Raw genomic sequence first — 22733 nt, forward strand, 5'->3', positions numbered from 1 at the left:
GGAATTTCGGTATAGGAAAGCGAATAAGTTTGAGAAGTAAGCATGTGCTAGTGAAGTTGATCCTTACGAAGCAAGAATTATCGCAAAGACCGCGAAAATTCTTTAAGCTGATCCTTACGTAGCAAGAATTATCGCAAAGACCGCGAAATTCTTTAAGCTGATCCTTACGAAGCAAGAATTATCGCAAAGACCGCGAAAATTCTTTTGAGGAGGTTGTCACCCGATGAGCTTTTGTTGTGGAGCGAGTATGATCGGAACGAAAGGCACTTTGAAGCATATGCGAACTCATATTCATAATGTACCTATCTTATTTTGTCCTGTTTGTCACCGTGTAGAAATTCACTACTTAATCGAGAATGAATATGAAATACTGGCTGAATATGCACACGGGGACGGCGCCGCCGAGGTTGATTTCCTGGAGTATGTGGAACAGGAAGGCAAAGCGTTGCATGAAAACTGCGTCAATCACGAGAATGAGGATCCGATGGATGTTGTACTCAGCCAGATTGACATGTCTTTGGACTTGTTATGCTTTGCAAAGCAGATTGGTGATTCAGAATGGGAAAATGAGTTAAAGACACGTCTTGGTATGTTGAGCGACAGACGTAATAAACTACGGCAGCGACGAACGTCTGTTTAACTTTTAGATGGAATAAAGTTAAGCCTCCGAGCCGGAGGCTTTTTTTATGGATAAGGTATTGGAAGTACTTATTATCTATCATCGTGAAACGGTACTTTGCTGTAATGAGGAAGGCAGTACCGTTTCTACATGTTTCTAATGTTTTTTCTCATATTTCTAACATTTGTTAACTTGGAACCCCCTTAAAAAGAAGATGCACTATCGAAATTTATACAGAGAGGAGGATACTCTTCATGTTCAAACGGTTTTTGCGGAAGAAAACTACCGCTGAAGCTGCGAATGATGAAAGGCTATCTCCTGAGCAAATCATTAAACAAATTAAAGAGGGCGATGAACAGCTAAGAGAGAAGTTCATTGCTGATTACAGGCCGTATGTAGCTAAGGTTACAAGCGGATTCTGCAAACGATACGTTGACCCAACTCGAGATGATGAGTTTAGTATCGCTTTAACGGCTTTTAATGAGGCTATCACACAATTTTCTTCTGAATCAGGTAGATCTTTCCTTAGCTTTGCAGAAACGGTCATGCGCCGCAGGCTGATTGACTATGTGCGTAAGGAGCAGCGTCATTTAAAGACAGTGCCCTATACAGCATTCGATCAGCAGGATGAAGAGGAACAAATTTATAATCCGTTAGATACGAAGATGGCTCTGCATGCCTATCAGCTCAAGCAAGACGGTGATGACAGGCGTCTGGAGATTGAAGAATATACGAAGGAACTGATGCAGTTCCAGATTTCCTTCATGGAGCTTGCGGAGTGTTCACCAAAGCATGCTGATTCCCGCCAATTACTGCAAGGAATCGCGCAGACACTTGCAAGTCAACATGAGCTGTTCGCTCAGCTCTATGTGAAGGGTAAGCTACCGGTTAAAGAGTTGACAGAGTTATGCGGCGTGTCTAGAAAAACAGTTGAGCGCAACCGGAAGTATATTATTGCGATTTCACTTATTATGAACGGTACATATCCTTATTTATCGGACTATTTAAACATTACAATACCAAAGCAAGGGAAGGAGGCGGGATTATGAAACGAGGAATTGTTCTCTCCATAGAAAACAAGAAGGCTGTTCTAATGACTGCAGACGGCCAATTCATTTCAGTCCCGCACGAAGCCCACATGCGAATCGGAGAAGAAACTCCGATTCAGGCAGAGTCGAAGGTGCCTAAGCGTGCACCAAAAAGAGCCTTCTGGTATTCCGGTTCAGCTGCAGCGATTCTGCTGTTTATTATCCCGTTCTTCTTTCTTACAACAGCGGAGGCCCATCCTGTGGTTGCTTACGTAAGCTTGGATATTAATCCAAGCATCGAAATGGGAGTAGATAAAGAGAAGCGAGTGCAGGAGCTCAAAGGGCTCAATAGCGACGGGAAAGCCATTATTAGCGGTCTGAGCTATAAGGGTAAGCCGGTTGATGTTGTAGCGGCATCGATTATGAGTACGGTTGCGAAAGGTCATTATTTGGATAAACCAGATAAGGATATCGTAATCACAAGTTTAATACTGGATAACGATAATCCAGCTAATGATCTCGAGCAAATAGTAGCAAAAGCGCTTGATCAGAAAGTAAAAGAAACAATCAAGCAAATGGATGTGAACAATGAGCCAAATGTGACTGTACTTTCAGTTCCTACGGAGGTTCGAGAGGAAGCAGCTGCAAATGGCATCTCTTCTGGTAAAATGGCGGTTTATTTGATGGCCAAGGATGAAGGATACAATATTGAGCTTGAACAACTAAAGGTTCAATCGATAGCAGATGCAACTGAATCCATTGGCGGTGTGAAAAAAATTGTCGAGCAGGGTGCGAGCAAAGAAAAGCTGAAAGAACTTGCCCAGAAGGAAAAGCAAAACAAAAAGCAAGCTTCAGCAACACCTGCTGTGGATAAAGCGCAAGCTGCGAAGCCGACGGCATCACCAGTGAAGAGCACAGTTAAAGCCGAATCGCCAAAAACAAATGAAACACGGCCAAAGCTGCCAACGAAACCAAATCCATCGGAACGACCAAACTGGTCTAAGGATGATAAGTCACATAAACCAAATCGCCCCGTGAAGCCGATTACTCCTGCCAAGCCAACTGGCTCAGATAAGGATAAGAAGCAGAACGGGGATTGGTCTAATAACAGACGAGATCAAAATGACGATTCTGATGATGACAAGAAAGGCAGCTCCAACAAGAATAAGGATGAAAGCAGCTCGAACAAGCTGGAGAAATGGTCTTGGTATAATAATAATAATTACAATAATGATGACGATAATGATCGTTGGGATAACAAGCGGGATGATTCGGATAGCCGTAGTGATCGGAATAGATAAAGGGTAGGGCGATAGACGCAGGAAATTAGTCGTTTTTTCGATTGGAAATGACCTATCTTTCGACAAAGTCTCCGATTGACAGCTATTGGTAATAGATCCTATGATAATAGTGATATGTTATGTTATTAATTGTTGTCTATTGATGTTGCCGGGGAGGGTTGAAGATGCATTCCATTAGAAAGCGCTATTTCCCGGCGCTTGCCGAATATATTCGTGACGGCGAGGAGCAGTCCCTCTACAAAGCATCTGAACTCGGTAAAGACATGCAAAGCTTCAAGCCTGAGGAGATTATTGCTGTTCACGAAGAGAGTATTCAATATTTGGCAGCCAACGTGGAATCAGAGGAAGCGGTTAAACTTTATAATCAATCGTTCATGTTTCTTATAGAAGTGATGGTTGCATACCGTATGAATGAAGTGCCTATCGATACCGTGGAGCAAAAGTTTTCGGATATGCGGGAGCGACTATTTCTGTCCAATCGGTCGTTTGAGATGGTCAAGCATAAGTATGAGAATGTCCTCCAGCATATGGATAGCGGCATTGCCTTGTTTGATAGTGATGGCATCCTGTCGTTTATTAATGTCCGGATGGCAGGGCTGCTTGATATTCCGCGGAAAACGCTGGTTGGCTGCAATTTGCGGGAGATTTTGCTGCATCCGCTGCTGAAGCGATCGACAAGGCGCGTCATTCTTCGCTTGTATAAGGAAATGATCTTGAAACGTAGTGTTTATTACGAGTTTCAGGATAAGGATGGCAAGCATTTGCTTGTCACCTTTACGAATGGCGAGCAGATGAACGGAGATTTTCTCATCAGTGTGAAGGATGTAACCGAATACAAGCAAATAGAGCAGACCGCTTTACAGAACGATAAGCTGGCCATGCTGGGTCGTATTGCTGCTGCTATCGCCCATGAGATTCGTAATCCGCTCACATCAATTCGCGGCTTTATACAACTGCTACGTCCTTACTTGATGCAGCTTGGCAAGGAAGAGTATGCCCGGATTATCCTGACGGAGATTGATCGCGCCAATGATATTATTTTCGAGTTTTTGAACTCATCCAAGCCATCGGCTCCAATGAAGAAATCAGTGTCGATTAATCGACTAATTCAAGAGGTTATACTGCTGACGGAGAGCGAAGCTTTAATGCGCAACTGTGATATTCAGCTCGAAACCTATGAGAATGATAGTGACTTGATGGTATCTATTGATGTGAAACAGATTAAGCAAGTGATCTTGAATATTGTCAAGAACTCAATTGATGCCATTGAGTCACTTCAGGAAGCACGAAGAGGCCGGATTGATCTTGTCGTGCGATCCGACGGAAATTTTGCAGAAGTTACATTAAAGGATAATGGCAAAGGAATGGACAAAGCGACGCTCGCTCGTTTGTTTGATCCTTTCTTCACAACGAAGGAAGCCGGAACGGGACTTGGCTTATCGGTCAGCTATCGGATCATCCGTAATCATAATGGGTCGATCCGTGTAGACAGCACCGAAGGAAGTGGAACTTCGTTTCTTATCTATTTGCCATTAGCAGAATAAACGATTAGAATCGGGGGAGGCGCTTGATCTTAAGATCTTGCGAATCCCCGATTTTGTCATTGAGAGAGAGGAATTTATTCATGCAAACACATTTTACATATGAAGCGGCTGCGACAGCAGGGTCTGCAGATGCTATTGTAAGGCTGATCAACGCTGCGGAGCTTAAACAGGGTACGGCTCAATGGATATTGCCGCAGATTGACGAAGCCATCAGAGGGCTATATGCTAAGGGCTTGTTTAAGGCTGAACCGGAGCAGACGGAAGTCTTATCTACCCTCGGACTACATTCCGCTGGGCATATTATATTCGTTGGTTATGATGATAAGAATGGAATAGATGGCTTGCGGCTTGCGGCTGCTGCTGCTGCGAATGCATTAAAGCGGATCAAAGCGCAAACAGCGCAAATACGATTGCCGGAATCAATAGTATCGACAGAAGATTATACGCTGCAGCAAGCAGCACAGGCACTGGTGGAAGGTCTTACTTTGGCTGTCTATGACCGCCTGCCTGAGCTGCGTCAACCGAAGCAGCGTTATACCTTATCCCATGTATCCTTTGTACCGGCAGCAGGTATTGCTCTACCTGCAGATGCTGCGGAGCAGTGGATGGAAGGTGTTACTCTCGGAGTGCTGTATGCGGAAGGCGTAATCATTGCCCGTGACTTGACGAATATGGCGGGTAATAAGCTGGTACCGGAAGTCCTTGCAGCACATGCGGAGGATTTGGCTCGTGAATATGATCTGGATATTGAAGTGCTGGATGAATGGAGTGCAGCAGAGCAGGGGATGGGTGGCTTACTTGCGGTTGGGCAAGGCAGCATTCATGCGCCAAGAATGATCGTGCTTCATTATAAAGGAGCACCTGATCAGGACGAAGCATGGGGCTTGATCGGTAAAGGCATCACGTTTGATACAGGTGGTATTTCCTTGAAGAAGGGCCCTGGGATGGAAGACATGATCTCCGATATGGGTGGAGCGGCTGCCGTTCTTGGTGCAATGCGCATTATTGGTGAGCTTAAGCCGGAAGTAAATATTATTGCAGTTATCCCAACAGCGGAAAATATGCCGTCTGCGCAAGCCTTTAAGCCGGGCGACGTCATTAAAATGATGAACGGTCTGACGGTTGAAATTGTGAATACGGATGCGGAAGGACGACTAGTCCTCGCAGATGGCTTGACGACAGCTATTCGCCGCGGTGCAACGCAGCTTGTTGACGTTGCCACATTAACGGGTGCAGTACTTGTTGCCCTTGGTACTGAAGCAACAGGCGCCGTTACCAATAATGAAGCATTAATGCAGCAACTGCTGCAAGCTGCGGTACGTTCCGGCGAACGGGTATGGCAAATGCCGACTTATCCAGAATATAAGAAACAGCTGCGCAGCGATGCCGCCGACTTGAAAAACAGCGGCGGCCGATATGCAGGAACGATTACAGGCGGATTGTTTATTGGGGCGTTTGCAGAAGACCTGCCATGGGTTCATCTGGATATAGCTGGAACAGCTTATCTGGATAAGAGCCGCGGGATTGAGCCGAAAGGCGCAACCGGCGTAATGGTTCGCACACTTGTAGAATTGGTGACAAATAGCCAAAGCTAGTTCCGAGTAAATACTCATACAGCTAGTTATGAAAGGCTGAACATCAGCCTGCCATAACTAGCTTTTTTGTTTAATTCACAAAGAAAGAACTATAGTTTTTAGGTATTAATAGGTGCTCAACAGCCGTATAATCATCGGCGTACACCTGACATAATTTTAATGAAATCGCTTTCATGATAATTAATTGAAATGAAGTTTCCTAATAATACAAGAATACGGATAACCATAGTAGGATGTTTTTCATAAAGAATTGTCTCTATAATAATTAATATCGTTAATTATTGGAATTGGTTTTACAACGCTTTTACGATTTATGGGTCAGGGGGCTTCACGTATGTACAAAGTATTATTAGTAGATGATGAGATTTTTGTTCGTAAAGGCTTAAGGAATTTAATGGATTGGGAATCACTGGGCTACGAAATTTGTGATGAAGCGGGTAACGGTCAGGAAGCACTCGAGAAAATTAGACAGCTAGAACCAGATCTTGTTATCGCAGATATCCGGATGCCAATCCTTGATGGTTTGGAGTTGATTCGGAGAGTAACCGAAGAGGATGCCTATCGACCGACTTTTATTATTGTCAGCGGTTATCATGATTTCCAGTATGCACAGCGAGCATTACGATATGGCGTACATGATTATATATTGAAGCCAATTGACGAGGCAGAATTAGAGAGTACCTTAAAGGCGCTTTCCGGGACGCTTGGACTTAAAAAGCTGACGACGCTTGCAGGAGACAGATTTGTCACCGATTCCATAGTGGAGACGCTGGTACAGGGGCAATTTTCCGAAGAAGATAAAGGTGCTTTATCTTCTGCCCTTCAAATGCCGGAGATGTCTCGTTATCAATACGTGTTGGTCGAGCTTCATTCCAACCCGAATATACCAAACGTTGAGTGGCCGGCCAAAGAGCTGACTTTGGTTATGCAATCGATGATGGTTAATCCGGTCAGTAAAGTTCCAGTGTATGAACAAAGCAGTGGGTTGTATGGCTTGTTAGTCGATTTGGAGCAGTTCGTTACAACAAAAGCAAGGCAGGAATCCGCTTATCTCAGCCTGCATGCTGCGATAACCAAAGCTTCTGGCCGACTTGTAACCTTGTATATCGGCAAAGTCGTTGATTCTCTTCAGGAAATGAATCTATCTTATCGATCCGCTAATGAGGCAACGTCATACAAATATGCGGAGAATGGTGCAGCCGTTATTTATGCCAGCCAGGTTCAGGGAACTCCTCTGTATTATTTCGACGTCGATTCGGAAGTATATAGCAGGCTTCTTGAGCGTCTGGAAGAAAATAATGCCGAGCTGTACGCGCAGGATACCGAGCTTTTATTCCGTCAGTTTGTCGAGAAAAGATTTGCTCCAAATGCTGTAGCTAATACAATTACCCGATTCGTAATCGGAATTATCAACATCATTAGGAAGATGGAAGGCGATGAGAAGAAACTTCGTATGCTTCCTCTCATTATGGACTGGCAAGGCAGCTATAGCCGTTTACAGGATCTTAAGAGCTTATTTAATGAGTTCCTTCACGAGGCTGCGGCTTATTTGGCAGAGCTTCGCAATGAGCAGTCTAAGGGTGGTATAGAACGAATTAAGAAATTCATTGAAACGAACTATACCGAGAATATTAGTTTGAAGAGCATTGCAGGCAAATTTTATATGAATTCGGTTTATTTGGGGCAGTTATTCCGCAAAACATATGGTATCTATTTTAATGATTTTCTACTGCAAATTCGGATCAGTGAAGCGAAGAAGCTGCTTCGTCAAACGGATCTGCGGATGTACGAAATTGCGGAGAAGGTAGGATTCCAGAATGCCGATTATTTTGTAACCCAATTCGAGAAGCTGGAGAAAGTAACCCCGACCGATTATCGCAACAAGCTGCTAGGTAAAAAATAAACGGGTGGGGATTGGATGGGCAGATTTCATTGGAATCATCTTAAGCTGCGGGACAAGCTGCTGTTAATGTACATTTGCAGTGTGTTTATTCCGATCGTGCTGACGAATATTATTTTCTACAACGTAACGACCAACAATATTAAAAATCAGAAAACACACGATGCCGATATCGCCCTGGAGCAGCTGCAGGGTGAGCTTCGTGCTGTCATTGATGAAGCTGCAGGCATTTCATATTTGTATTATATTGACCCTCTTCTAAACGAGCTTCTAGACCGCAATTATGAATCCCAGATCGATTATGTTGAAGCGTTTAACAATATCCGCAGCGTCTTTAACAAATCCGAGCAGGCGTACAAAACGACCAGCTCTACGATCATTTACACCGATAATCCAACCGTATTGTCCTCCGGGCCTATTATGCCGCTTACCGATACTGAAAAGAAAACGGACTGGTACAGGGAGTTTATGAAGACAAAGGTGTCTTATCCTCTGTTAATCCAATCCGATGACACCTTTAGTCTTATTCAGCGGCTTAATTATACGCAAGGCAACGGGTATAACAATCTCATTAAGATTGATCTGAACATGACCACCATAAAACGGTTATTTGCACTTTCCAGCTTTGAAGGAAATATTTATTTCCTGAAGCCTGACGGTACGATTCGTTATTCGGATGATAATGAATTGGATTGGCGTTTCCAAAACATTAAGCTTGCTGCAATAGCAAAACCGAAGAACACGATTTCCTTTGACAAGGTGTACACCAACAACAATTATTTGAATAATTGGTCGCTGCACGGCGTGATCAATGAGAAAAGCTTCCTGCATGATGTACGGAAATCAGGGGCATTCGTCATCTATTTGGCGCTCATTAATTTCGTGCTCCCTTCCTTAATTATTGCGGCACTCTCCAGGTCGATTCATGTACGGCTCGTCAAGATTGTGAAGCATATGAAAAAAGTGAAAAACCAGCATTTCGAGACCATTCCGCTTGATGATTCACGTGACGAGATTGGTCAATTAACCGGTGAATTTAATCGGATGACCGAGAGGATCGACAGCTTAATTACGGATGTTTACCTGGCGGATATTCAGAAAAAGGATCTTGAGATCCGGCAACGGCAGGCGCAGCTTCATGCCCTTCACAGCCAGATTAATCCTCATTTTCTGTTCAATTCTCTGGAGACGATTCGTATGCGCAGCTTGATGAAGGGTGAAACGGAGACGGCAAAGACCATTCATTATATGGCGAAAATTTTCCGTAAATCGATCTCATGGAAACGCAGCTGGGTATCCATTCGGGAGGAGATCGAGCTCACCGAATGCTTCCTGGAAATTCAAAAATACAGGTTTGGCGATAAGCTTCAGTATCAGCTGACGATTGAAGATGCGGTATACGATCAAATGATTCCGAAGATGACCTTCCTTCCGTTTGTCGAGAATGCAAGTATTCATGGGATTGAAGGTTCGCCGGGGATCGGGTTCATTCAAATTCATATCGGTATTACGGGCAATAAACTGATGTTCAGATTGTCTGATAACGGGATCGGCATGTCCGAAACGAAGCTCTCTGAGCTGCTTAACTACCTAAGAATGGATGATTCCATTGGTGATAACGTAGGCATGAAGAACGTATACACAAGGCTCAAATTGTGCTATAAAGATTCCTTCGAATTCGACATTCGTAGTGAGGAAGGTCATGGGACTATAGTCGAATTACGCCTGCCGCTCGACATGAATGGTCAATAAACGACGAAATCATTGAACTATGCTTTTCAAAGTACGAACTAAAGTTTGAGGGGTAATCAAGAGCTCGTATTCGTTTTATGATGAAAGTGCTTACAACAAACGCGTTGAAATGACGAAAGGGGATAGAAAAAGAATGGTCAATAAAAAGCTTTTAACTGTCAGCTTAGCTGCTGCAATGCTAGCTGTTACTGCATCCGCTTGCGGAGGCAATAACAATAACGATGAAACAAAAAGCAGCAATACTGGCAACAACGGTAATGCAGCTAATGCATCAACTTCTCCTGAAGCGGAAGACAAAACACCCGTCACTTTCTCGTATTACAGCTTCACCAGCCAGAAGGACACGATGGCTAGCGACACCGTTATTGGTAAAGAACTGCAAAATCAAACTGGTGTAGATTGGAAAATGGAATACCTCGTTGGCGATCCGCAAACGAAATCCGGCGTCATGATCGCATCTGGTGACTATCCAGACGTTATCGTACCGGAAGGCGAGATCGACAAGCTGCTTGATGCTGGCGCATTTATTCCGCTTGATGATCTGATCGACAAATACGGTCCTAACATCAAACGAGTGTATGGTCAGTACTTTGATAAGTTCAGACAAGCAGACGGCAAAATGTACTTCCTGCCGTTCAGCGCGAACCAAGGCTACGTTGGCGATCCTGGTATCAGCCAAGGTGCTTTCTGGATTCAACGTTCGGTTTTGAAAGAAGCGGGCTATCCAAAAATCAAAACGCTTGATCAATACTTCGATCTGATCAAGCAATATCAAGAGAAGCATCCAACAGTGGACGGTAAAGGAACAATTGGTTTCGCTTCCCTGGCTGGTCCTGCTGACAGCTTCTTCTCGATCACCAACCCAGCCATGCACCTTGCCGGCTATCCAAATGACGGCAGCGTTATCGTTGACATGACTACACATGAAGCAAAAACATATGCAGCTACTGACATCGAGAAAAAATGGCTGCAAAAGCTGAACCAAGTGAACTCGGAAGGCTTGTTCGATCCAGAAACATTCACGGCGAACAAAGACCAATTCCTTGCTAAGCTGACTTCTGGTCGTGTTCTTGGCTACTTCAACTACGCATGGCAAGTTGGCGATGCGACGAATAACTTGATGAAAGCCGGCATTGACGAGAAGCGTTATGCTCCGCTGCCAATCGTATTTGATGAGAACACCAAAGACCAATACTTAGATCCACCTAGCTTTGTTAACAACCGCGGAATCGGGATCTCGGTTAATGCTAAAGATCCAGAACGTATTATCAAGTACTGGGACAACCTGCTGAAAGAAGAAAACCAAGTTCTTGTTCAATGGGGCGTTAAAGATCAGAACTATAGCGTAGACGCAAACGGCCGTTATATTATGAACGCTCAGCAAATCTCTGACCGTAGTGACCCTGAGAAGAAACGCTCGATCGGATGGCAGTACTTCGAGTACAGCTGGCCGCGTTACGGTAACAACTCTGTCCTTGCTGACGGCAACTCGTATGCAGTAGGCAATCAGCCTGAAGTTGCCTATGCAGGTTACACAGATGGCGATAAAGCACTTCTGGATGCATATGGCGCTAAGACCTTCTCCGAATACTTCTCAAAACCGGACGAGCGTGCTTGGTACCCAGCTTGGAGTATCAACAAAGGTCAAGGTACACCAGAGCAAATCTTCGAGCAAAAAGCTGGCGACCTTCAAAAGAAATATATTCCGAAACTCGTACTTGCTAAAACAAGCGATTTCGATTCGGTATGGAACGATTATGTCGGCCAAATGAACAAGCTTGATGTAAAAGGTTATGAAACGTTCATTACGAAAGTTGTTCAAGACCGCATTAATGGTAAATGGTAATTAAATAAAAAAGTAGACGGAAGGCCGGATGAAGCTTAACCGGCCTTCCGATCTATGATGGATGCAAGATGGCAGAGAGGGGAATAGCAGGTGGAGAAACTACAAGATGTTATGCCAGTTGTCAAAAGCCCAGCAGCAAGCGCATCACGGCTTCAACTGTTCTTTAAGAAACTGATGCATCAGAAAGTACTGTTATTGATGTCAATACCGTTTGTGCTTTGGTTGTTCCTATTTAAATATGTGCCGCTCTGGGGTTGGACAATCTCCTTTCAAAAGTTTAGACCTGCAAAGGATTTGTTTGATCAAGAATGGGTAGGCTGGAAAAACTTTCACTTTTTATTCAGTGATGACTCCTTCTATCGTGTTCTAAGAAATACGATTGTGATGAGCTCGATCAACCTGGTATTTGGATTTGTAACGGCGATTGTATTAGCCATTATGTTAAATGAGTTACGCAATATGATGTTCAAACGCGTCGTTCAGACGATCAGTTACTTACCGCATTTCATTTCTTGGGTCGTTGCGGCCAACATTATTTCTTCGGCGCTGGCGCCTGAAGGGGTCATCAATATTTTAATGACGAAGCTGCATCTTATCGATCAACCGATCTTGTGGCTTGGTAAAGGAAATTACTTCTGGGGTATCCTTGGTGCATCGGAAGTGTGGAAAAACGTAGGCTGGAACACCATTATTTATTTAGCAGCCATTACAACTATTGACCCATCACAATATGAAGCTGCTGAGATTGACGGAGCGAACCGCTTTGAGCGCATCCTGCATATTACACTACCTGGTATGAAGTCGGTTATCGTAATCTTGTTGATCATGAACCTAGGAAATATATTGGAATCCGGATTTGAGCCGCAATACTTGCTCGGTAACGGGATGACCGTTGACTATTCCGAAAACCTTGATATATTCGTTCTGAAATACGGGATGAACATGGGCAACTATTCCTTGGCTACGGCCGCTGGCATGTTCAAAACGGTCGTCAGCTTTATCTTCCTCTTGTCAGCCAACTCGATTGCGAAGAGGCTTGGACAGAGTAGACTGTTCTAGATTTATTGTGTGCTGGACTAAGCAAGGAGGTTATCGACATGAAAGAGAGTTCTGCCAAAGCAAGGTACAACTCCGTTCCGGATAAAGTTTTTGATATAACTAATATAGTTTTTATGTTGTGCATCGTAACCGTAACATTGTATCCTTTCATTAATATGTTCGCCTTATCGTTTAATGATGCGAATGATTCGATTCGTGGAGGACTCTATTTCTGGCCTCGCGTGTGGACATGGGATAACTACAATTATATTTTTAATGAAGCTTCGATTTATCATGCTACATTAATCTCGGCTTTGCGTACCATTCTCGGAACGGTCATTTCCGTCTTCTGTACGGCTATGCTGGCGTACACGGTGAGCCGTCAGGAGTTTGTACTTCGCAAATTCGTAACGATTGTAGCAATTTTCACAATGTATTTCAGCGGCGGCTTGATTCCTGGCTACTTGCTCATCAAAGAGCTTCATATGATCAACTCCTTCTGGGTTTACATCATTCCAGGCATTATCAGCGTCTTTAACCTGATCGTTATCCGTTCCTTTATCGAAGGATTGCCGGATGGCATCATGGAATCGGCCAAGATTGATGGTGCAGGCGATTTCATTACGTTTATGCGTATTGTACTGCCGCTTACTGTTCCAGCTCTGGCGACAGTATCCCTGTTCGTAGCTGTATCGCAGTGGAACTCATGGTTTGACGTGTTCTTGTATAACTCATCACACATTAACCTAAGTACGCTTCAATATGAGTTGATGAAAATTTTGCAAACTTCGAATACAGCTGCATCTTCAACGAATGTAGGCGACCAATTCGCAGCAGGTCAAAGCGGGGTTACGGCGGTTACACCAACCTCGATCCGCGCGACAATGACGATTATTGCGAGTTTGCCCATTATTATGGTTTATCCGTTCTTGCAGAAATATTTTGTAAAAGGTATGACGGTTGGCGGCGTAAAAGGCTAACCGATTGAAAATTACGAATAGTTAGATAGCGTCCGTTCGAAATCCTATGGAATCGGGCGGACGCCATTTTTTTCTTAGGAGGAATTGGGTAATGGGAGACAATGGATACGCAGCATGGCTGAGATATGATCAAGTGACGGGAACAGAGCTTGCGGCACAATATGCGGAGTGGACAAAGGAGATTGTTATCCCTTCCGGAGTACCGATTGAAGGAGTACTGAAGACGGCTGTGCTGGAGCTTTCACGTGGTATTCGAACGCTGCTTGAGACTGCACCATCAGTAACGCATGAGTCGTCACAGGAACGTTTTATCGTGCTTGATGTGATTGGTGGAGAGACCTGGGTAGATGAAATTGTGGGAAATGTATCCATGATTTCTGATGAAGGTTATATCTTGAAGACAGTCCGTGAAAGTGAACGGGAATACATTGTAGCCGCTAGCCGTACGGAGAAAGGTGTTCTTTACGCTGCATTCCATCTTCTAAGGCTGATGCAGTCAGGTGCTTCTCTAGACCAGCTTGATTTGATAGAGTCGCCGAAATATAGCCTGCGTATGATAAATCACTGGGACAATATCGATGGCAGTGTAGAGCGGGGTTACTCTGGCCGCTCGATCTTCTACGAGAACAATAAAGTGTTGTCTGATGCTGAGCGAATTCGCGATTATGCCCGTTTGATGGCCTCTGTCGGTATTAATGGGATTGCTATCAATAATGTCAACGTCCATCGGGAAGAAACCTTCCTTATTACAGAAAAGCTGCTGCCGGATGTCGCACGAATCTCTAAAGTGTTTAGTGCTTACGGTATCAAGCTGTTCCTTAGTGTGAACTATGCCGGCACAATCGAGATCGGCGGCCTGGAAACGGCGGATCCACTTGATGAGCAAGTGCGTGCTTGGTGGAAGGATAAAGCGGCAGAAGTATACCGTTACATTCCGGACTTTGGCGGCTTCCTAGTGAAAGCGGATTCGGAGAATCGCCCGGGTCCATTTACTTATGGCCGCGACCATGCAGACGGCGCCAACATGCTCGCGGAAGCGCTTGAGCCATACGGTGGTCTCGTCTTGTGGCGATGTTTCGTGTATAACTGCCATCAGGACTGGCGTGACCGGTCGACTGACCGTGCCCGTGCAGCCTTTGATCATTTCAAGCCGCTTGACGGACGCTTCAAAGATAATGTTATTCTGCAAATTAAGAATGGCCCAATGGACTTCCAGGTTCGTGAGCCGGTCTCACCTCTCTTCGGCGCGATGGAGCATACGAATCAAATGATGGAGTTCCAAATTGCACAAGAATACACGGGCCAGCAAAGAGATGTTTGCTTCCTTATTCCGCAATGGAAAGAAGTCCTGAACTTCGACACTCATGTCAAAGGGGCAGGCAGTACAGTGAAGGAAATCGCAGCAGGACAGGTGCATGCTTATACACATAGCGGCATTACGGCGGTAAGTAATATCGGTAATGACGAGAACTGGACTGGACATCACCTGGCACAGGCGAATCTGTACGGCTATGGCCGGTTGATCTGGAATCCGGAGCTTACTTCGGAGGAGATTGCTCGCGAGTGGGCAGCACAAACCTTCGGCGGCAATGAGAAGGTACAACATGTTCTTGTTAACTTCCTGCTGCAGTCTTGGTCGATCTATGAGAATTATACAGCACCACTTGGCGTAGGCTGGATGGTTACACCTCATTATCATTACGGTCCAGATATCGATGGTTATGAGTATTCCAAATGGGGAACATATCATTTTGCCGATCATAAAGGAATTGGTGTCGATCGTACGATTGCGACAGGTACGGGGTACACCGGCCAATATATGAAGACAAATGCTGAAATCTATGACAGCCTGGAGAGCTGTCCGGATGAGCTGCTGCTCTTCTTCCATCATGTTCCGTATACGCATCAGTTGAAATCCGGAAAGACCATTATTCAACACATTTACGATACGCATTTTGCTGGGGTTGAGCAAGTTGAGAATTGGATCAGCCGCTGGCTGGAGCTGGAAGGTCTTGTCGATGAGGATCGCTTCCATCACGTGGCAGGCCGCATGAACAAACAGCTTGAGAACGCCAAGCAATGGCGCGATATTGTGAATACGTACTTCTTCCGTAAATCCGGCATTCCTGATGCACAAAACCGTGTTATCTACTAACAAAGGAGATGGTGTATCATATGGCACAAACATCAACGATACCAGCACTTCATTCCTTGTATAAAGATTATTTTGATATTGGTGCAGCCGTTAATTTAACGACCATTGAGACGCAGAAGGCTGTACTAACCACCCATTACAATAGTATAACCGCGGAAAATGATATGAAATTTGAGCGTGTTCATCCCTCCGAAGAGGTCTATACCTTTGATGCGGCTGATCAAATAGCAGACTTTGCTGCTGCTAACGGCATGAAGCTTAGAGGGCATACCTTGGTTTGGCATAATCAGACGCCGGACTGGGTATTTGAAGGGGCAGACCGGGAAATGCTGCTTGCTCGAATGAAGTCTCATATCGAGACGGTGGTCCGTCGTTATAAAGGGATTGTCTACGGCTGGGATGTTGTAAACGAAGTCATCGAGGATAAAAGCGGCGTTTGGCTGCGGGAGTCCAAATGGCTGGATCTAGTGTGTGAGGATTTTATTGCCAAAGCATTTGAATATGCACATGAAGCTGATCCAAACGCTCTATTGTTCTACAACGATTACAATGAATGCAATCCGGAGAAACGGGATAAAATCATTCGTCTCATTCAATCTCTGAAGGATAAAAATGTACCGATTCACGGTATTGGGCTGCAAGGACATTGGAACTTGAATGGCCCAAGTCTTGAGGAGATTCGGGAAGCCATCGAACGTTATGCCGCTACTGGTCTCAAGCTTCAGGTGACAGAGCTTGATATTTCGGTGTTTGATCATGAAGATAAGCGGACTGATCTTACGCAGCCTACGGAAGAGATGCTGGAGAAGCAAGCTAAGCGGTATGAGCAGGTATTCCAGCTGTTCCGCGAATACAAAGATGTAATTACAGCCGTTACCTTCTGGGGCGCAGCAGATGATTACACCTGGCTGAATAACTTCCCGGTTCGGGGACGGAAGAACTGGCCATTTGTATTCGATCAGAAGCATGAGCCTAAAGCATCTTTCTGGAAAATCGCCAATTGGCAGAAATAAGCTTGAATGTGAAACGGAGCCCGAAGTTAGGGCTCCGTTCATTATGTGTTTTTGGAATATGAGGAGGGTTCATGAATGGCAAAAGCAGCAAGTACAATGACTTATCGTAATCCGGTACTTCCGGGTTTTTATCCGGATCCCAGCGCCATTCGAGTAGGCGAGGATTATTATATGGTGACAAGTACGTTTGAATATTTTCCCGGCGTGCCGATATTTCATAGCAAGAACCTTATTCATTGGGAGCAGATCGGTCATGTATTGACTCGTGACAGTCAGGTGAATCTTCTCTCACGCAACAGCTCGGAGGGAATCTATGCTCCTGTGCTTCGTTATCATGATGGTGTGTTCTATATGATTACGACAGATGTGTATGGGATCAGCAACTTCTATGTAACGGCGGCGGATCCGGCAGGACCATGGTCGGATCCCATTCTTATTCCTTATGGCAACATTGATCCTTCGCTGTTCTTTGATGAGGATGGCAAGGTGTATGTGTCCGCACAAGCTGGGTTTGGCGAAACCTCTCATATTATTCAATATGAGATTGATATTTTAACAGGCAAAGCGCTGACAGAACCGGTTGTCGTATGGGAAGGTGATGAAGGTCCATGGGTGGAAGGACCACATTTGTACAAAATTCATGGTACCTATTATATGATGACGGCTTCTGGAGGAACAGGCCCGATGCATCGTGAGATCATTGGCCGGAGTGAGTCACCGTATGGACCGTTCGAGATGCTCCCGTATCCGATCCTGACGCATAATCAATTAAAGGATCATCCCATTCAATATACGGGCCACGTTGAATTAATTGATGATGTACATGGTAATTGGTGGGCATTATTTCTTGGTGTTCGGCCGCAGAACGGGAAAGGCAGTGTTCTTGGACGAGAGACATTCTTAGCACCCGTGAAGTGGAGCGAAGATGGCTGGCCAATGATCGATAATAACGAAGGTCATGTATCTTTGCAGATGGAAGTGCCTGCAATTGGGGAGCAGGGAGAAATCCAATCCTTTAAAGATCGGGTCATGACGAGATTTTCATCTAAAGGTCTTGGGCTGGAATGGATGTACACCCGCGTTATTCCTGGATCGGATGCGGTGTCATTGACGGAGCTGGAGGGCTGCCTCAGGTTAACTGGCAATGCTAGTGGTCTTCGAGACGGAGGAGCGAATGTTTTTGTATGCCGCCGCCAGCAGCACCATAGCATGAGAATAGAGACCAGGTTGATGTATGAACCGGGTCATGAGGGTGAGATTGCAGGGATTGCCGCGAGACTAAGTGATAAATCTAATTATTCCATAGGAGTAACCCGGCAAGACGGACGAGCCGGCATTCTTGTAACGGCGTGGAGACAAGGGATAGTGACCAACTATTTTACCCCTATAAAAGCTCAAGTACCCGTCAGGCTGTCGATCCGTTCAGACGAGAATGTCTATGAGTTTCTGTATACCTTGGACGGTACTTCGGCAGAATGGATAAGCCTTGGTACGATGCCTGCTCAGAATTTGACCCCTGATGTAGATGGTGCTTTTACCGGCGTATGTGTTGGGATGTTTGCTGCGGGAACAGAAGCGGGCAGCTCGGCTTCAGCTTATTATGATTATTTTGAATATGAGGGATTCGCGGAGTAACTCTTTCCTCAATGGTTAGCCCTGTCTCAAGGTATGAGACGGGGCTTTTTGTTTTACTTCGCTCGCAACTACATAAACTACCCTTGACAGGTTAAACTGTGTATAATACTATTACAGTAACAAAAGTTGTTACAGTTACTGGACAACGAAATTATACGATATGTACACGAGGAGTGGAGAACTTGGATCAGAAGCATAAACCATTATTTGAATCCTTTAAATTCCGGAGTGGGGTTGAGGTCAGCAACCGGATTGTTATGGCACCTATGACGCACTCGTCTTCGAATGAGGATGGAACGGTATCGGATGCTGAGCTTGCGTACTATGCACGCCGGTCTGAAGGAGCAGGTTTGGTCCTTACGGCATGTATTTACGTCACGCCTAACGGCAAAGGATTTCCCGGGGAATTCGCCGGACATAGCGATGAGATGATTCCAGGTTTGACCCGATTGGCAGAGACGATTAAAGCCAAGGGAGCTAAGGCTGTTCTGCAAATTTTCCATGGTGGTCGTCGAGTACCTCCTGCATTGGTGCCAAACGGCGACGTGGTCAGCGCAAGTGCAGTTGCAGCGACGGAGAGCCCTGATGTCGTTCCGCGTGAGTTGTCACATGAAGAGATTGAATCGATTATCCATGATTTTGGCGAGGCGACCCGTCGTGCGGCGCTTGCCGGCTTCGATGGAGTCGAAATTCATGGCGCGAATACTTATCTTCTGCAGCAGTTCTTCTCTCCGCATTCCAACCGCAGAAGTGATCAATGGGGTGGAGATATCGATCGTAGACTTACCTTCCCGCTTGCTGTGGTTGATGAAGTAAAACGGGCAGCGGCTGAGCATGCGAAAGGTCCGTTCTTGGTGGGATACCGCTTCTCGCCCGAAGAGCCGGAAACACCAGGGCTCACAATGGAGGATACGTTCCGCCTGCTTGATGAGCTGGCGCAGAAGGAATTGGATTACCTTCATGTATCGCTCTTTGACTTTCGTTCCAAGCCAGCGCGTGGCGCTGATGACAGCAAAACAAGACTCGAATGGATTACGGAGCGGGTAGGACATCTTGTACCGGTTATTGGCGTCGGTTCGATTCATACAGCTGATGAGGCGATTGAGGTCCAGCAAGCGGGGGCTCCTCTAGTGGCAATTGGACGCGTATTGCTGACGGATCCGGATTGGGTGCAAAAAGTCGAAACCGGACACGCAGATGAGATTCAATCGAAGCTGAGCTTAAGCTCGCAGAAGCAGCTTGTAATTCCCGACGGTTTATGGCAAATGCTAACTGCAAGAGAAGGCTGGCTGTCATTTACCGATTAATATAAATGAGGGCTGACAAGATGGTGCGAAAAACGCATCAGCTTGTCAGCTCTTTTTGTTTTGCGGTAAGCCCGAAGCAAGGTTATACTCGAAATACGAAGAGAACAATTGGAGGCCTCGAGATGACCTTTGATGAAGTAATGTTGGTTTTAGAGGGAATGGGTAGCGAGCAGACCAAACGGACGTATATCCGGCATGGAGCGCAAGAGCCTTTCTTTGGCGTCAAGATTAGCGATATGAAGAAGCTCGTGAAGCAGGTCAAGAAGGATCAGGAGCTGGTGTACAAGCTGTATGATTCCGGCAATAATGATGCGATGTATTTGGCCGGACTGACCGTTAATCCTAAGAGCATCACGAAAGTAACGCTGGAGCATTGGGTGAAGCAGGCTTATTGGTACTCGCTTGCTGAATATACGGTGGCGAATGTGACTGCGGAAAGTCCATTTGCAACGGAACTGGCGATGGAATGGATCGGAGCATCTGAAGAAATGACCGCTGTCGCCGGATGGAGCACTTACGCGAACTATGTAACCATAGCCCCGGATGAACAGCTTGATATAACCGAAATCCGAAAGCTTCTGGAGCAGGTACGAAAGACCGTTCATGAGGAGCGTAACCGCGTGAGATATACGATGAACACGTTTGTTATTTGCGTAGCGTCTTACGTATTGCCACTGGCCGAAGAAGCAAAAGCTGTGGCCGATGCAATCGGCGCTGTTAAGGTCGATATTGGTAATACAGCCTGCAAGGTCCCGCTCGCCTCTGAGTATATTGCCAAGGTAGAAGCCAGAGGAACAGTCGGTCGCAAGAAGAAGACGTGTATTTATTAAAATAAAACGGGGCAGTCCCATGTCATTAAAATGACGAAAGGATAGCCCCTTTGTATTCGGGTTGTACTGCAAACTGCGCATTCGAATGTTCTTCCGATCGCCATTGCTCGGGAATTAAAGAGGAAAGGTTGGAATCCCCGAGCAAAAGCGAACGCTTAAAAGCTTTCTTCAAGAAAGCTACTTCGTAAGCATCGGCTGACGCTTCTCCAGAATCATTCGAATTGCTCCGTTAGCAATTAACCTGTTTATTAAATTCTAAACCTCTTATGCTTGACGAGCGGCCTGCAAGGCTGCCTTTTTTTTGTCCGATTGATCAAGATTATAGCTGTAGGCTGTAGCGCCAAAGGCAAACAGCGCAAGTACTGCCGCAGTCCAAGGCAGATATTGCAGCCCGTAATGATCCGTTACGAATGCCCCGGCAGAAGAGCCAACGGCGATTCCGATATTGGCGCTGATCGGCAGCAGGGACGAGGCGAAATCTTTGGCCGTTGGGACAAATTGCTCGGTTAGATGAATGAAATAGAGCTGACAAGCCGCATTTATGGTAAACGAGATGAGAGCAATAGCCATCAAGCTGATGACGCCAGGCCATGTGAATTGTACAGTGAAGCCAAATAGAAGATAGACAGCTGCATGGATTAGAAACAGCTTTTTCAGCTTCGCCATATACGTTCCGGTTGCGATCTTACCGCCCAGCAAATTGCTTATGATGGTTACGGCTCCATAGACAAGCAGGATTGTGCTGGTGCGTCCTTCCGGAATATGCATGACATCCAGCATAAGCGGATTAATATAGGTGTAAATGACGAATATGGCTGCAATTCCGATGATCGGGATAAGAAAAGCAAGCAGCACTCGCGGGTTCGACATGAGTCGAAACTGGTCCTTCATTGAGCTTTGTATGGCAGGCAGATTTCTTGGTACGATTTTGTAAAGAAGCAGTAAGCTTAAGATCCCGCAAATCGCGACCAGCCAGAAGGCTGCAGGCCAATCAAAGTGCAGGCCTACGAAGGTTCCGATCGGAACGCCTAGTACGTTGGCGATGGTAAACCCGCCTATGATGTAGGAAAGCGCCTGACCTCTTCGCTCAGGAGAAACGTAATCTGTACTTATTGATACGGCAAGAGATACGCTTAAGCCGCAAAAAATGGCTGTTGCCATCCTTGTCAGAAACAGGACAGGATAAGAAAAGGACAACGCGCTCCCTATCGTGAACAAAACAACAAGCGAGGCTCCAATGAGCAGAGCACGGCGTTTCGTGAAATAACCGGCAGCCATCATAACAAAAGGTGTTCCAGCCGCATAAGCAATCGCAAAGCCCGAGACCATAATGCCGGTTTGCGCAACAGATACGCCTAGACTATCAGCAATAGGGGTCAACAGGCCAACGATGACGTATTCGGTTGTCCCCAGAATAAAAGCTAATAAGGTAAATGAAAATATAAGCAGGTTTTCTTTTTTCATGTTCAGTATCCTCCAGATTTATTGCTCCTACCAGCGTTCAGAGCCAAGAAGTTTACAGCCTCTTGTCGATAGGTAAGTGTGACCTGGACTAGCGTCCCAGCTGCGCAGCCTTTCTTTCAACAAGTGCGGATTATCGGGTGCTGCCGGGAAGTAAGTGATCGGAAGCCAGCTGTAATCCGGCAGGGTATCCAGATCAATGCTGCAAACTTCCGTGTTATATATAAATAAATCGCCGATATGAGCAATGCACCATTTGTCTACCGGAATCGGAACGGTGTGCTGCAAACAAATTGCGCCTTTAACAGGAGTAGGTTCTCCCGGGCAGACATGTGCCCAAAGTGCGTTTGTGCCCAGAACATCACTAAAAGCCTGGTAGACGGGCTCATGCATTCGGATATCCCATAAATATTGATGATGGATGTTGTAAGGTTGGTCAACAGGCAGTTCCTTCATCCATAAAAGGTAACGCAGCGCGTAAAAGTGCGTCACTGCTCTTGGAAATATGACAAAACCGTTCTGCTTCCAGCATTCTATCTCGTACATACGTTCACCTCTTCGACTTGCTCTCCTACTGTAAAAGCTTAATGGAAGGCTCATTTAGCGGCAATTAAGCATCTTGCCGTATATTCCTGCAATGTGATATATCTTGCTGTATCTGTGAAAAGGAATGCTGCTTTTTGGGCATTTTCGTGTATGATAAGCCATAATAGATATTGAGGTTTTTTT

17 protein-coding genes are annotated in these 22733 nt (G+C 45.5%); 15 read left to right on the forward strand and 2 right to left on the reverse strand.

The window, feature by feature from the left end; genetic code table 11:
- The first annotated feature begins 223 nt into the window (after positions 1–223).
- From AB4Y93_RS16390 to AB4Y93_RS16460, 15 genes are all read left to right on the forward strand, one after another.
- Positions 224–640, forward strand: a complete 417-nt coding sequence (locus tag AB4Y93_RS16390; RefSeq protein WP_441893726.1) for a hypothetical protein — start codon at positions 224–226, stop codon at positions 638–640.
- Positions 641–873: 233 nt separating this feature from the next.
- A complete protein-coding gene (gene sigI / locus AB4Y93_RS16395) occupies positions 874–1668 on the forward strand; it encodes an RNA polymerase sigma factor SigI (RefSeq protein WP_441893728.1) in 795 nt (264 codons plus the stop codon).
- A complete protein-coding gene (locus tag AB4Y93_RS16400) occupies positions 1665–2948 on the forward strand; it encodes an anti-sigma-I factor RsgI family protein (protein WP_441893730.1) in 1284 nt (427 codons plus the stop codon). Before sigI ends, AB4Y93_RS16400 begins: the two co-directional genes overlap by 4 nt.
- 164 nt (positions 2949–3112) lie before the next feature.
- Positions 3113–4492 carry an ATP-binding protein gene (locus tag AB4Y93_RS16405; RefSeq protein ID WP_441893732.1) on the forward strand — a complete coding sequence of 460 codons (1380 nt, stop codon included), beginning with the start codon at positions 3113–3115 and terminating at the stop codon, positions 4490–4492.
- Positions 4493–4572: 80 nt separating this feature from the next.
- Positions 4573–6087, forward strand: a complete 1515-nt coding sequence (locus tag AB4Y93_RS16410) for a leucyl aminopeptidase (RefSeq protein ID WP_441893734.1) — start codon at positions 4573–4575, stop codon at positions 6085–6087.
- A gap of 334 nt (positions 6088–6421) precedes the next feature.
- Positions 6422–7990 (forward strand): response regulator transcription factor, encoded by a 1569-nt coding sequence (locus AB4Y93_RS16415; RefSeq protein ID WP_441893736.1) that lies wholly within the window; start codon positions 6422–6424, stop codon positions 7988–7990.
- 15 nt (positions 7991–8005) lie between these two features.
- Positions 8006–9739 carry a sensor histidine kinase gene (locus AB4Y93_RS16420; protein ID WP_441893738.1) on the forward strand — a complete coding sequence of 578 codons (1734 nt, stop codon included), beginning with the start codon at positions 8006–8008 and terminating at the stop codon, positions 9737–9739.
- Positions 9740–9872: 133 nt separating this feature from the next.
- A complete protein-coding gene (locus AB4Y93_RS16425; RefSeq protein WP_441893740.1) occupies positions 9873–11585 on the forward strand; it encodes an ABC transporter substrate-binding protein in 1713 nt (570 codons plus the stop codon).
- Positions 11586–11696: 111 nt separating this feature from the next.
- The gene (locus AB4Y93_RS16430) at positions 11697–12644 is read left to right on the forward strand and encodes an ABC transporter permease (RefSeq protein ID WP_441893947.1); all 948 of its coding nucleotides are present in this window, start codon (positions 11697–11699) and stop codon (positions 12642–12644) included.
- Between the two features lie 38 nt (positions 12645–12682).
- Positions 12683–13603 (forward strand): carbohydrate ABC transporter permease, encoded by a 921-nt coding sequence (locus tag AB4Y93_RS16435; protein WP_441893742.1) that lies wholly within the window; start codon positions 12683–12685, stop codon positions 13601–13603.
- 91 nt (positions 13604–13694) lie between these two features.
- Positions 13695–15758: an alpha-glucuronidase family glycosyl hydrolase gene (locus AB4Y93_RS16440; protein WP_441893744.1), complete on the forward strand. Its 2064-nt coding sequence runs from the start codon at positions 13695–13697 to the stop codon at positions 15756–15758.
- A gap of 20 nt (positions 15759–15778) precedes the next feature.
- Positions 15779–16771: an endo-1,4-beta-xylanase gene (locus AB4Y93_RS16445; protein WP_441893746.1), complete on the forward strand. Its 993-nt coding sequence runs from the start codon at positions 15779–15781 to the stop codon at positions 16769–16771.
- Positions 16772–16846: 75 nt separating this feature from the next.
- A complete protein-coding gene (locus tag AB4Y93_RS16450) occupies positions 16847–18406 on the forward strand; it encodes a glycoside hydrolase family 43 protein (protein WP_441893748.1) in 1560 nt (519 codons plus the stop codon).
- A gap of 182 nt (positions 18407–18588) precedes the next feature.
- Positions 18589–19713, forward strand: coding sequence for an NADH-dependent flavin oxidoreductase (locus AB4Y93_RS16455; protein ID WP_441893750.1), 1125 nt, complete (start codon positions 18589–18591; stop codon positions 19711–19713).
- 122 nt (positions 19714–19835) lie between these two features.
- A complete protein-coding gene (locus tag AB4Y93_RS16460) occupies positions 19836–20543 on the forward strand; it encodes a DNA alkylation repair protein (protein WP_441893948.1) in 708 nt (235 codons plus the stop codon).
- A 264-nt stretch (positions 20544–20807) separates the two neighbouring features.
- On the opposite strand, the gene AB4Y93_RS16465 is transcribed toward AB4Y93_RS16460, so the two are convergent.
- The gene (locus AB4Y93_RS16465; RefSeq protein WP_441893752.1) at positions 20808–22007 is read right to left on the reverse strand and encodes an MFS transporter; all 1200 of its coding nucleotides are present in this window, start codon (positions 22005–22007) and stop codon (positions 20808–20810) included.
- Between the two features lie 27 nt (positions 22008–22034).
- Positions 22035–22550, reverse strand: a complete 516-nt coding sequence (locus AB4Y93_RS16470; protein WP_441893754.1) for a hypothetical protein — start codon at positions 22548–22550, stop codon at positions 22035–22037.
- Positions 22551–22733: the final 183 nt, after the last annotated feature.

The organism is Paenibacillus sp. YAF4_2, assembly GCF_052113225.1.
GTDB lineage: Bacteria > Bacillota > Bacilli > Paenibacillales > Paenibacillaceae > Pristimantibacillus.